The sequence below is a fragment of the Paracoccus sp. (in: a-proteobacteria) genome (genome assembly GCF_030536915.1).
Lineage (GTDB): Bacteria > Pseudomonadota > Alphaproteobacteria > Rhodobacterales > Rhodobacteraceae > Paracoccus.
In genome coordinates this window covers 1-11,776 of record NZ_JAUNPC010000071.1, presented here as the reverse complement: position 1 = coordinate 11,776, position 11,776 = coordinate 1, and the positions used below count along the sequence as shown (strand labels likewise).

Below are 11,776 nucleotides of genomic sequence, written 5' to 3'. Positions count from 1 at the left end.
GGTCCGAGCCGTCGCCGTTGTTCCAGATCATCCGGTCGTTGCCGTTGCCGCCATAGACCCTGTCGGCGCCCCGATCGCCCAGGAGCACATCGTTGCCGTCGCGGCCGAGGAGCACGTCGGCGCCATTTGCCCCGCGGACGAGGTCATTACCGGCCAATGCATTGATCAAGTCGTTGTTGAGAGTGCCGATAAGCGTGTCGGCGCCGTTGCTGCCTGTGATGTTGGCCATCTCGTATCTCCTGCCTTGCCGCCATGTGCGGACTGCACGCTATTGATGACCGGAGGCCGTAGATGCGAGCGTGGTAGGAAGCGTGGAATTCGCCGCATCCGAGCGTTGTTTTTGCGCGGGATCGTGCAAAGAAGTCGACGTGAACCTTGGTCACATAGCCAGGTCCACGACCAGCGGGAACGGGGGCCAGCCCTCCTCGCGCGCCACTGCACGGGCATAAACGTCGACCTGGCTGCGGGCGCGCAGGATGGTGTCGTCCCGTCGGCGCGAGCCGCGCAGGCCTACCCCTGCCGCTGCACGGCCTGTAACCGCTCGCACTGGTTGGCCGGGTTCTGCTGGGATTATCCGTCACCCTCCCGGGTTGATGACGAGGCAATCTGTGGCTGCGTGGACGACATTATCTGTGCCGCTGACCGTCATGATCCGCCGCATCCGGCCTTGACAGTCGTCCCAAGGAGTGAGGGGCGGAAAAGTTGCAGGGTAGTCTTGTCGCCTGGCTGGAGATCAGCCGGGCAGCCTCGAAGAAGTGCGCCGCGGCTGACGGCCATGGCAGCCCCGCGCAAGCAGGAGAGCCGGCGATCGACGGTGGCGCAGCTTGCCGGCCCTTTGCGGCGGAATGACCGGCACCACATCGCCAGCGTCGCAGCCGCGGCCTGCGGGCAGGACGATCGCCTCTGCCGGTCCCGGCGCCTCTTTTCCGCGCCGCCGAAACGCTGAAGCAGATCAAGGCAGATCGGACAGGGTCAGGATCTTCCGTGCGAGAGCCTCGTAGTCGCCGTCGAAATGATGTCCGCCGTTGGTTTCCACGTCGGTCACGCCCTTCAGGGCCGCGCTGGTGCAGGCGCTCTCCTTCTCGTCGCGGCCATGGACGCAGAGCACGCGGCCCGCGGGCAGGGCCGCGATGGCGGGCGGGATATCGTAGCCATCGCCGCCGATCCCCAGCCAGCCCGCGACGGTGATCTGGAACGAGGTCGTCTGCCCCGGCCCCAGCAGGGCGATGCTGCGGGTGCGGTCCTGCAACTCGCGTGGCAGCAGCGGCCAGGCGAAGGGCAGGGTATCGGCGCCGAAGGAATAGCCGATCAGCAGGACCGGCAGCCTGCCCGAGGGATCGGCCTTCCCGACAAGGGCCGCGATGTCGCTGGCCAGTTCCTGCGGCTGGCGCTTCGACCAGAAGTAACGCAGCGCGTCGAGCCCGACGACATGGATGCCCTGCGTGGCCATCCACTCGCCGATCGTCTTGTCGAGGTCGCGCCAGCCGCCGTCGCCCGGATCGCGCAGATCGAGGGGGGCAGCGTCCGCGAACGCTTCGCCAGCCTGCACCTGCGCGAGGTGGCCGAGGACATCGTGGATGTCCATGCGCCGGAAGCCGAGGAGAGCGGAAACCGGCTTGTCCTTGCAATCGAGTGGCGCTGGCCCCTTCCCGGTTCGCGGCGACCGCCACCTGCTGGGCCGGGTGCTGGCCAACCTGATCGAGAACGGTCTGCGTCATGTTTCTCCCGGCGGCCGGATCACGGTGACGCTGGAGCGCGAGGCGGGCAGGCGGTTCTTTCCGTCCGTGATGATGGCCCCGGCATCCCCGAACACGAAGGCGCCAACGTCCTGCGCCCACTTTACCGGCTGGAACGAAGCCGGACCAGTGACGGCTGCGACCTTGGCCATGGCCTCGTTGCCGCCATCCCGGCGGTTTACGACGCGGAATTGTCGCTTGGCGATGCCGGGCCTGCTGGTCAGGATCGCGTTTCCGCTGTGACCGGCCTTGTGCAGCAGGCTTCGAGCAGCGCCCTGGTGGAAAGCCGGGGCCGCGCGGAAAACCCGCGCTGCAATCAACAGCCCACCGGGTTGCGGCGGTCCCGAAGATCGACAGGTTCAACGCGGTTTCGGCGCCCTGAAGCGCGCTTCGAACCCGCTGTCCCGCGCTGTGGCAGGGGAGTGCAACGTCAGCGTTCCGCCGGACTGCCGAGCGATCGTGTCGGCGATGTGCAGCCCCAGGCCGAAACCATCCGTGGAGGTGTTCGTCCTCTGGAACCGCCGTGTCAGCCCCGACAGATCGCTTCCGTTGACAAGAGGCCCCTCATTGCGGACTGCAAGGCAGCCTTCTTCCGTCAAGGCAACCGTCACCGGCGATCCGGCTGGCGAGTGCTGGAAGGCATTGTCGATGAGGTTGCCCGCCAGGATCGCGAAGGCGTCCGGGTCGATGGGCGAGAGCACAGGACCATCCGGCAGCGACAGCCGCAGCCGGCCGGCCCGGTCCGCGTTGCGGCGGCTGTCGTCGAGGACATGGTCCAGCAGCGCGCGCAGGTCATGGGGCCGGGGTGCCGCGCCAAGGCCCGCATCGGCGCGGGCCAGTTGCAGCAGGCGGGCGACAAGGCGGCTCATGCGGGTCAGCGCGGCCTCGATGCGGTCGATGCGGTCGAGCGCGGGGCCGGTCGCCTCGGCGCGCAGGCGCTGGGTCTGGGCAAGGGCCACGGCGACGGGGGTCCGCAGCTCATGCGCGGCGTTGGTGGCGAAGGCGCGCTCGCCGTCCAGGGCCTGGCCCAGGCGCATCATCAGTCCGTTCGTGGTGGCGGTGATCGCGCGCAGTTCCCACGGCTGGCCGGCGGCGTCGATGGGGTCCAGCCGCCCGTCGCCCCGCGCCTCGATTTCCGCGCGCAGGTGGTCCAGGGGCCGCAGGGCCGCCCGTGCGATCCGGCCGACAAGGACATAGGCCAGCGGCAGCAGCGCCAGCATCGGCAGAAGAAAGGCCAGCAGGCTTTCGCGATAGGCGTCGCGACGTTCATGCAGCGGATCGCCATAGATCGCGGCCAGACCTTCCGCGTTCGGCTCGGTCACATGGAAGGCGTGGGTTGCGGTGCGGACATGGCCGGGCCGGGGCGGGCCCTCGGGCAGCGCCGCCCCGGCCGCGCTGGGGGATCGCAGCAGGACCCGCCCGGCGGGATCGACCAGCAGGTAGACCAGCGCCTCGTCGGGGTTGCTGCTGACCGGGGGCAGGGCGGCGGCGGCGCCATCGGCGGCCCAGCGTTCGGCCAGCACCGGCAGGAACAGCCGCGCGGTTTCCCGCAGCTGCAGGTCCAGCAACTCCTCCTGCTCGTGGCGCAGAACCAGCGCCGTCGCCAGCCCCGCCAGCAGCCAGATCACCACGAATCCCGCGCTGGTCAGCAGCGCCAGCCGCCGCGACAGGCTGCCCGGACCGTTCATCCCTGCCCCATGCGATAGCCGAAGCCGCGCACGGTCTCGACCGCCGCGCGGCCCAGCTTGGCGCGCAGGCGGCTGACATGGGCCTCGATGGCGTTGCTTTCGACCTCCTCGCCGAAGCCGTAGACGGCGTCCTCCAGCTCGGCCTTGCCCACGACCTGGTCGGGGCGGCGGCTGAGGCGGTCGAGGATCGCCCATTCGCGCGGCGTCAGCGTCACGGGGGCGCCGTTCCGCGTCACCACCCGGGCCGAGGGCGAGATGCAGAGCCCCCCGAACCGCCGTTCCGGCGCGCGGGCGCCGTCGGCGCGGCGCAGGATCGCGTTGATCCGGGCCAGCATCTCGTCCAGATCATAGGGTTTGACCAGGTAGTCGTCGGCCCCGGCCTCCAGCCCCGCGATGCGCTCGGTGATCCGGTCGCGGGCGGTGACGATCAGGACCGGGGTCGGGTCGCGGCGGTCGCGCAACGCGCGCAGCAGGGCCAGCCCCTCGCCATCGGGCAGGCGCAGGTCCAGCAGGATCAGCGCATAGGGCATGGCGCGGACGGCCGCCTGCGCCTCGTCCAGCGTCGCCGCGTGATCGACGGCATGGGCAGCCGCGCGCAGGTGGTCCACCACCGCCTGCGCCAGGTCCGCCTCGTCCTCGACCACCAGAAGCCGCATCCGGTCCCCCGTTTTGCCTTGTCTACGCCCGCCGTCAGCAATCCGTAAGGTTTTCCGCCCATTGCCCCGGGCGACAGGCAAATTCGGACGGTGGATGCGGACATGACAGAGACCTCCCTGTGGATCGGGATCGGGCTCGCGGGCCAGCTTCTCTTCACCTCGCGCTTTCTGGTGCAGTGGATCGCCTCGGAGCGCCGGCGCGAAAGCGTGGTTCCGGTGGCCTTCTGGTGGTTCAGCCTTGCCGGAGGGGTGACGCTGCTCAGCTATGCCCTGTGGCGGCATGACCCGGTCTTCACCTTGGGGCAGGCCATGGGGCTGGTGGTCTATGCCCGCAACCTTGCGCTGATCCATGCCAAGAACCGCGAGGTGGCGGTGTGAGTGACGCATCGGACCTGCGGGCAGGCCCCTTGCCCCGGCCGCGCGCGGCGCGGCGCCTCCGCGTGGCTCATGCGGGCGCCCTCGCCCTGCTGGGCTTCGCCGCCGTCGCCCTTGCGGGCGTGCTGCTGCGCCCGGCCCTGCCGATCGACGAGACGCGCTATCTGGCGGTGGCATGGGAGATGTGGGCGCGCGGCGACTGGCTGGTGCCGACGAAGAACTTCGCGCTTTACACCCACAAGCCGCCCCTGCTGTTCTGGACGATGAACTTGGTCTGGTCGCTGACGGGCGTGTCCGAGATCGCCGCGCGGCTGGTCGGGCCGGGTTTTGCGGTGCTGTGCCTGCTGCTGACCGGGCGGCTGGCCCGCCGGCTGTGGCCGGACCGGGCAGAGGTCGGCGCATCAGCGACCCTCGCGCTGGCGGGGATGCTGGCCTTTGCGCTTTACGGCGAGCTGACGATGTTCGACGCGGCGCTGGCGGCGGCGACGGTCGGCGGGATGCTGGCCCTGCTGCGCGCGGTCCATGCCGGGCGGACGCGCAACTGGGCGCTGCTGGGCCTTGCCCTGGCCCTGGGGGGCTTGGCCAAGGGGCCGGTGATCCTGATCCATCTGGGTCCGGCGCTGGCGCTTTCGCCGCTGTGGTCCGGGGGGCGGATCACCTGGCGGGCCATGGCGCGGGGCGCGGGCATCGCCATCGGCACCGGGCTGGGGCTGGTCGCCCTGTGGGTGGTGCCCGCCGCCGTCACGGGCGGGCCGGATCACCGCGAGGCGATCCTGTGGACGCAAAGCGCGGGCCGGGTGACCGATGCCTTCGCCCATGCCCGGCCCTGGTGGTTCCTGCTCGCGCTGCTGCCGGCGCTGCTGTTTCCATGGATCGCCGTCCCCGCCCTGTTGCGCGCGGGCGCACGGGCCGACTGGCGCGACCCGGGGCTGCGGCTCTGCCTGGTCTGGGGGGGCACGGGGCTTCTGCTGTTCAGCCTGATCAGCGGCAAGCAGGCGCATTACCTGATTCCCGAACTGCCCGCCGCGGCCCTGGTCGTCGCGCGGCTGTCGCCCGGACGCTTCCCGCTGCGGGTTCCGGCGCTGGTCGTGGCCGCAGGCGCGCTGGCCGGGATCGCCATTGCGGCCGGGCTGGTGCCTCTGGGCCGGGCCGAGGCGCTGCTTCAGCCCCGCGCGGTGCCGGTGGCCGCCTGCCTGCTGGCGCTGGCCGCCTGCCTTGCCTCCCTGCGGCTGCGCGGGCTGGCGGGCGGCGCGGTGCTGACGCTGGGGACGGTCCTGTCGCTGAACCTGCTGGTCGGCCTCACCGCCACCCGCCCGCTTTACGACACCCACCGCATCGCCGCCGCGATCGCCCCGTTCCAGCCCGCGGGCATCGCCTTCTACGGCCAGAGCTATCATGCCGAGTTCAACTTTGCCGGCCGCCTGACCGCGCCGGTGGCGACGCCCGCCACGGCCGCGGACCTGGCGGCATGGCAGGCCGAGCACCCGGCGGGCGTCATCGTCGCCCGGCTGGACCGCGATCACCCCGACTGGCCGCCGCATGAGACCATTCCCTTCCGCAACGCCCCCTATGCCGTCTGGCACGCCGCCGACGCCCCCCGACCGGAGAGTTCGCCATGACCGCGCATCCTGATATCAGCGTCGTCATCCCCGCCCGCGACGAGATCATCGCCCTCGGGCCGCTGATCGAGGAGATCGCCCAGGCTCTCGCCGGCCGCGCCTTCGAGGCGATCGTCATCGACGACGGCTCGACCGACGGCACCCCCCATGCGCTGGCGGCGCTGCAGGCGCGCCATCCCTGGCTGCTGGCGCTGCGCAACGACCGGCCCTGCGGCCAGTCCGCCTCGATCCGGCGGGGCGTGCGCGCGGCACGCGGCGCGCTGATCGTGACGCTGGACGGCGACGGGCAGAATCCGCCCGACCAGATCCCGGCGCTGCTGGCGCCCTTCGCGAAGGCCGGCAGCGCCGCGCTGGGGCTGGTGCAGGGTGAGCGGATCGGACGCAAGGACACGGCGCTGAAGCGCCTGGCTTCGCGTGCGGCCAATGCGATCCGGCGGGCGCTGCTGCGCGACGGGGTGCGGGATTCGGGATGCGGGCTCAAGGCCTTCCGGCGCGAGGCCTATCTGGAGCTGCCGTGGTTCGACCACATCCACCGCTTCATGCCGGCGATGATGCTGCGCGAGGGCTGGCGCGTGGAAACCGTCCCCGTCACCCACCGCGAAAGGCGGGGCGGCACCTCGAAATACGGGGTGCTTTCGCGCGGGCTGGTGGGGATCCCGGACCTCTTGGGCGCGGCCTGGCTGATCCGCCGCGCAGGCCCGCCCCGCCATGCGGCAGAGGACAGTATCCGGGACGACGCCCCTGCGGGTCTCGGGGCACGCCGGATCGCGGGCTGAGGGCACCGGCAGATCATTTCAGGGCTCGTCATGGATCCGCAATCCTGAAATCTGCAAGGAAAAGGTGGCTCGGGGAATCCGAACAGGGGCGTTGAGTGGATCATCCGCGCGACATCGGCATGACGCCGAGGGGCGGCTACAATGTCGTGGCCCTGTCGAAGCGGACGGTTGCCCGCAGGCCCGGCGTGTTGTCGGACAGTTCCATCGTGCCGCCATGCAACTTGACGATGGCCTCGACCAGCGACAGGCCCAGTCCGCTGCCGGGAGTGGATCGGCTGCGGTCCAGCCGGTAAAGGCGGCGCAGCACGGCCTGCCGCTCATTCTCGGGAATGCCGGGGCCGCAGTCGGCGACGGTCAGGGTCGCGCCCTCGACTGTCAGCGCAACGGGACCAGGCGGGCTGTGGCGCAAGGCGTTTTCCAGCAGGTTGGCAAGCGCCTGCCCAAGCAGCGTGCGGTCGCCCCGGATCGTTGCCGGGGCGCGCAGGGCCAGCGTCAGGGCGTGGCCGCTTTCCTCGGCGGCGGGCTCGTAAAGCTCGACCATCATTGCGGCCAGCGGTCCCAGCGCGACGGGGGTGAAGCGGGCGCGAGGGCTGCCGCCCTCGATCTGGGCGATGCGCAGCAGCGCCTCGAAGGTGGCCACGATCCCTGCGATCTCGGCCCCGGCGCGCTCCAGCACCTTGACCTGCGGCGCCTCGGCTTGCCCCCGATCCAGCAGCACCGCCAGCCGCTGGATCGGCGTCTTGAGGTCATGGGCGATATCGGCCGAAACCTGGCGCAGCGCGGCGACCGAGGCCTCCTGTGCTGCCGCCAGCCGGTCGATGCCCGCGCCCACGCGCGTGAGGTCGTCGGGCGGGCCGGGCAGCACCGGCAGACGCGCGGACAGTTCGCCCGCCGTGAGCCGCGCCAGCGTCTCCTCGATCGAGGTCAGCCGGCTGGCTGATCGCTGCGCGATCAGCACGCCCCCGGCCAGCACCACGAGCGCCGTCGGCAGCATCGCGAAGACCAGCACGCGGGTGAAGATCTCGCGAAGCTCCTCGAAGGCGCCGGCATCCTGCCCGACTGTCAGCCGCCCGCCGGCCACGTCCATGCTGCGCAGGACGTAAGGGCCTTCGATGCCTTGGGCATCCTCCTTCAGTTCGGCCTGCCGCAGCCTGCCGGGGGGCAGCGGGCCGAGGTAGTTGCCGACCCTCCCGCTCGGCCCGTCATAGCGCAGGATCAGATGTTCGCCGTCGGCGCGGGCCGCGGCGGCGGCGGTCGCGCGGGCCACGGCCTCGGGCGGACCTGCGGCCGCAAGCTCGGCGATCTGCTGGTTCAGTGCAGTTTCCGTGGCGTCCAGCAGCGCGCTGCTGGCCAGCCACCATGCGGTGGCAAAGGCCAGCAGGCTGGCGGCCACGAACAGCGCCACCAGCCGCAGCGTCAGCCGCATCGGCGTGGTGTGCCAAACCTCGCGCCAGTGGCTCATGCCTCCTCGATCCGGTAGCCCGCGCCGCGCACGGTCCTGATGAGTTCGGTGTCGAACGGCTTGTCCACCTTGGCCCGCAGGCGCGAGATATGGCTTTCGACCACATTGGTCTGGGGATCGAAGCCGAGATCCCACACCGCCTCCAGCAACATGGTGCGGGTCTGCACCCGACCCTTGCGGCGCATGAGGCATTCGAGCAGCGCAAACTCGCGCGGCAGCAGGTCGATCTCGATCCCGGCGCGCGTCACCCGCCGCCGGATCAGGTCCATCCGCAGGTCGCCCGCCGAAAGCACGGTTTCCGCCTCGCGCATCCGGGGGCGGCGGGCCAGCGCGTTGATGCGGGCGGACAGTTCACCGAAGGCGAAGGGCTTGACGAGGTAGTCGTCACCGCCCGCGTTCAGCCCCTCGATCCGGTCATCCACCCCGCCAAGCGCAGTCAGGAAGATGGCGGGCGTCAGGTTCTTGGCCGCGCGCAGCGTGCGGATCAGCGACAGCCCGTCCAGATCGGGCAGCATCCGGTCCACCACCAGCACGTCGAAGTCGTTGGTCTGCGCCGCGATCAGCCCCTCGCGGCCGCTGCGGCAAAGGTCGGCCGTGTGCCCCTCCTGCTTCAGGCCCTGCAGGATATAGTCGCCGGTGGTGCGGTCGTCCTCGATCACCAGGATGCGCATGATCTCCCCGTTCGTCAGCCGACCCCCGCAAAACAGGGGCCGGCGCGGCGCACCGGCGCGTCAGTTGTCGGTTTCGCCGCCCTCGTCACCATCCTGACCTGCCACGACCGGGGTCAGCTTGCCATCGGCGGAGTTCATGAGGAACTCATGCACGCTTCCGTCCGCCTTCACGATCTCGACCTCGATCCCGGCTGTCCTGCCATGTTCGCAGTCGATCGACATGACCTTGCCGCCGCCCTCGGCCTCGGCTTTCGTGACCAGGTCGGCCAGTGGCGCGCCCAGCATCTCGGGCGTGACCGCGGCGGTGCTTCCGGAGTTGTCGTCCTTGTCCTTGGCATGAACGACCTGACCGGTCGCGGAATCGACATTGACCTCGGCGCGGGTGGTGCCGGCGACGGTCTTGACCTCCCACAGGGGGGCGCCGTCCTCTTCGGTGAACTCCGCCTCGACCGCCTTGCCGCCGGTGGCGCCTTCCGCCGCCGCGATGGCGGCGCGGATGTCGTGGGCCGCGTTCTGGAACAGCGCGATCTCGGCCTGATCCCCCGCATGGTCGCTGCCGGCGAGGGCGGCGCCCCCGACAAGGGCGGCGGCGGAAACCATGCCCCCGGCCAGAAGCGTGACGATGCTGCGTTTCATGCTCGTTCTCCTTTATCCACGGCGGCTTTCCTGCCTGCCGGTGAAGGGGAAGATGGAGCGCTGGTCTGACGGCAAAATCGCAAGGGGATTACCTGTGCGTAATGTCGGGCCGCCTGGCCTCAAGGCGCCGTCCGCTGATCCCGCTCCAGCCGCCGGACGTCCTCGGCCAGGGCCTCGATGCGGTCGAGAACCGCGATGATCTGCTCGTTGCGGAGCTGGTCGAGCTTGTCATGCAGGGCCATGATCTCGATCTCGGCCTTCAGGTTCACCTCGTAGTCGTGGGCGGCGTCGATGCGGTCACGCTCGGCCTGGCGGTTCTGCGACATCAGGATGACGGGCGCCTGGATTGCCGCCAGCATCGACAGCACCAGATTGAGAAAGATGAACGGGTACGGATCGAAGGCGCGCGTGGCGAGCCAGAGATTGCCGAGCGTCCAGAGGACGAGGAACACGAGAAAGCTGGCGATGAAGCCCCACGAGCCGCCGGTGCGCGCCATCCCGTCCGCCAGCCTGTCGCCGAAGGAGAGCCGGCTCCGGTACGCCTCGTTGGTGTCGCGCGTCACCGGCTGCCGCTCGACGGTGTGTTCCAGGACGTTGCGCTGCGCGCGCGTCAGGGCGTCAGGATGAAGTTTGAGCCAGCGGATTGAAAGTTCTGGTATCGATCTCATCACACCGTCCTTCTGATCGGGTCGTGCGACGCCTGATGCGCAGTTGCCGCCGCTGACGGCAGGATAACGGCCGCGCGTCCCGGCAGACATTACGGAAACGTAACCCCGGCCCGAGGTGCCCGTCATTTGCCGGGCGCAATCCATCGTCATGGCAGCACCTTTCCACAGATGAGGGCCATCATGACACGAGCTCTGACCTCCACCCCGGCGACGGGGGGCGTCTTCAACAAGGTTCCCGAAGTGACCGCCGCCTTCTGGGCCATCAAGATCATGGCCACGACGGTAGGCGAGACCGGGGCCGACTACCTGATCTTCCGCATGGGGCTTGGCCTGCCGCTGACCTCGGTTCTGATGTCGGCGGTGCTGGCGATTGTCCTGGGCCTGCAGTTCAGGACCGACCGTTACCGGCCCTGGGTCTACTGGCCGGCGGTGACGCTGATCTCGATCGTGGGAACGCTGATCACCGACAGCCTGGTCGACAGCTTCGGCGTGCCCCTGACCGTCACGTCCGCCGTCTTCGCCGTGGCGCTGATCGCCACCTTCGCGGTCTGGTACGCGCGCGAAGGCACGCTTTCGATCCATTCCATCGACACACCCGCGCGGGAGAGCTTCTACTGGCTCGCCATCCTGTTCACCTTCGCCTTGGGGACGGCCGCGGGCGATCTGATGGCCGAGCGGCTGGCCTTGGGCTACCTGCCCTCGGCGCTGCTGTTCGGGGCAGGGATCGCGGTGATCTTCGCGGCTTGGCGCGCGGGGGCGATCGGGCCGGTCCTGGCCTTCTGGGCGGCTTATGTGCTGACCCGGCCCTTGGGCGCGAGCCTCGGCGACTTCCTGTCGCAGCCGGTGGCGAACGGCGGTCTGGGCCTTGGCACGGCCGTGACGACCGAGGCGTTCCTTGCCGCCATCCTCGTCCTCGTCGCTTGGCTGGCGATCAGCCGCGTCGATCTCGAACAATCGCGCCGTGCCTGACGGCCGCGGCAGCCCTAGCGCCAAACCGCCGGGGCTGCACGCCATGTGGCGGAGCGGGCAGCCGTTCGAGGCGGAAAGGCTTGTGCCGGCATGAACCGGAAGGAACAGCAGACCGCCGAACCGCAGGCGGCTGCCGGAAGATCCGCTGCTTGCGAGCTGCGGGTGCGTCCACCGGGACGTGAGACACAAGGACCACCGCGATATGCGCGCTGCAATCGGCTGACGGCGAATTGCGCTTCGAGACATGGCGGGGTCCGTCTCGAACCTCATCATGCGGCGGCTTCTCCGGCCGACCGCGGAGACAACGCCGACCCCGGCCAGGCGCACCTGCCTGCGAGGGCAGCGGATCGGACCGACGACAAACACCTGATTGTCGCAAGGCGGCATGCCGGACTGCGATGGCGCCTGCCAGTCCTTGCCTCCGTCACGACTATCCCGCAGAAATCTGACTCCGACAAGCAGGTACCTACAGGGGTTTGTCGCAAGCCGGAGCGGGCAAGAGAGGGACGGATCATGGCAC

General features: G+C 69.9%; 13 protein-coding genes. 5 read left to right on the top strand and 8 right to left on the bottom strand.

The features are described 5' to 3' along the window. Both Q4F04_RS11650 and Q4F04_RS11645 read right to left on the bottom strand, forming a co-directional pair. Positions 1 to 229 (bottom strand): calcium-binding protein (locus tag Q4F04_RS11650; RefSeq protein ID WP_368660723.1); only part of this gene is annotated, 229 nt, incomplete at its 3' end. Positions 230 to 952: 723 nt separating this feature from the next. Next, positions 953 to 1,585 carry an AcvB/VirJ family lysyl-phosphatidylglycerol hydrolase gene (locus Q4F04_RS11645; protein ID WP_303369995.1) on the bottom strand — a complete coding sequence of 211 codons (633 nt, stop codon included), beginning with the start codon at positions 1,583 to 1,585 and terminating at the stop codon, positions 953 to 955. Between Q4F04_RS11645 and Q4F04_RS11640 the strand changes: the two genes are divergently transcribed. Further along, positions 1,578 to 1,979, top strand: coding sequence for an ATP-binding protein (locus Q4F04_RS11640; protein ID WP_303369994.1), 402 nt, complete (start codon positions 1,578 to 1,580; stop codon positions 1,977 to 1,979). The genes Q4F04_RS11645 and Q4F04_RS11640 overlap by 8 nt on opposite strands. Before the next feature lie 116 nt (positions 1,980 to 2,095). Here Q4F04_RS11640 and Q4F04_RS11635 read toward each other — a convergent pair whose 3' ends face one another. Together Q4F04_RS11635 and Q4F04_RS11630 are read right to left on the bottom strand one after the other, a co-directional pair. Further along, positions 2,096 to 3,424, bottom strand: coding sequence for a HAMP domain-containing sensor histidine kinase (locus tag Q4F04_RS11635; RefSeq protein ID WP_303369993.1), 1,329 nt, complete (start codon positions 3,422 to 3,424; stop codon positions 2,096 to 2,098). Further along, entirely contained in the window at positions 3,421 to 4,080 is a 660-nt protein-coding gene (locus tag Q4F04_RS11630) for a response regulator transcription factor (RefSeq protein WP_303369992.1), read from the bottom strand. Before Q4F04_RS11630 ends, Q4F04_RS11635 begins: the two co-directional genes overlap by 4 nt. Positions 4,081 to 4,182: 102 nt before the next feature. Between Q4F04_RS11630 and Q4F04_RS11625 the strand changes: the two genes are divergently transcribed. Genes Q4F04_RS11625 through Q4F04_RS11615 form a run of 3 tightly spaced genes read left to right on the top strand, consistent with a single transcriptional unit; the run spans position 4,183 to position 6,850 of the window. Next, on the top strand, positions 4,183 to 4,458 hold the full coding sequence (locus Q4F04_RS11625; RefSeq protein ID WP_303369991.1) for a lipid-A-disaccharide synthase N-terminal domain-containing protein: 276 nt from the start codon (positions 4,183 to 4,185) through the stop codon (positions 4,456 to 4,458). After that, positions 4,455 to 6,074 carry a glycosyltransferase family 39 protein gene (locus tag Q4F04_RS11620; protein WP_303369990.1) on the top strand — a complete coding sequence of 540 codons (1,620 nt, stop codon included), beginning with the start codon at positions 4,455 to 4,457 and terminating at the stop codon, positions 6,072 to 6,074. Before Q4F04_RS11625 ends, Q4F04_RS11620 begins: the two co-directional genes overlap by 4 nt. Further along, positions 6,071 to 6,850: a glycosyltransferase family 2 protein gene (locus Q4F04_RS11615; protein ID WP_303369989.1), complete on the top strand. Its 780-nt coding sequence runs from the start codon at positions 6,071 to 6,073 to the stop codon at positions 6,848 to 6,850. Before Q4F04_RS11620 ends, Q4F04_RS11615 begins: the two co-directional genes overlap by 4 nt. Before the next feature lie 136 nt (positions 6,851 to 6,986). Here Q4F04_RS11615 and Q4F04_RS11610 read toward each other — a convergent pair whose 3' ends face one another. The 4 genes from Q4F04_RS11610 to Q4F04_RS11595 all read right to left on the bottom strand — a co-directional run bounded on the left by Q4F04_RS11610 (position 6,987) and on the right by Q4F04_RS11595 (position 10,437). Beyond that, on the bottom strand, positions 6,987 to 8,312 hold the full coding sequence (locus tag Q4F04_RS11610; protein ID WP_303369988.1) for a HAMP domain-containing sensor histidine kinase: 1,326 nt from the start codon (positions 8,310 to 8,312) through the stop codon (positions 6,987 to 6,989). Next, positions 8,309 to 8,983 (bottom strand): response regulator transcription factor, encoded by a 675-nt coding sequence (locus Q4F04_RS11605; RefSeq protein ID WP_303369987.1) that lies wholly within the window; start codon positions 8,981 to 8,983, stop codon positions 8,309 to 8,311. Before Q4F04_RS11605 ends, Q4F04_RS11610 begins: the two co-directional genes overlap by 4 nt. 60 nt (positions 8,984 to 9,043) lie before the next feature. Beyond that, positions 9,044 to 9,619, bottom strand: coding sequence for a PepSY domain-containing protein (locus Q4F04_RS11600; RefSeq protein WP_303369986.1), 576 nt, complete (start codon positions 9,617 to 9,619; stop codon positions 9,044 to 9,046). A gap of 119 nt (positions 9,620 to 9,738) precedes the next feature. Then, positions 9,739 to 10,437, bottom strand: coding sequence for a DUF1003 domain-containing protein (locus Q4F04_RS11595; protein WP_303369985.1), 699 nt, complete (start codon positions 10,435 to 10,437; stop codon positions 9,739 to 9,741). A 30-nt stretch (positions 10,438 to 10,467) separates the two neighbouring features. Here Q4F04_RS11595 and Q4F04_RS11590 point away from each other — a divergent pair, with 30 nt between their 5' ends. Next, entirely contained in the window at positions 10,468 to 11,256 is a 789-nt protein-coding gene (locus Q4F04_RS11590; protein ID WP_303369984.1) for a hypothetical protein, read from the top strand. Positions 11,257 to 11,776: the final 520 nt, after the last annotated feature.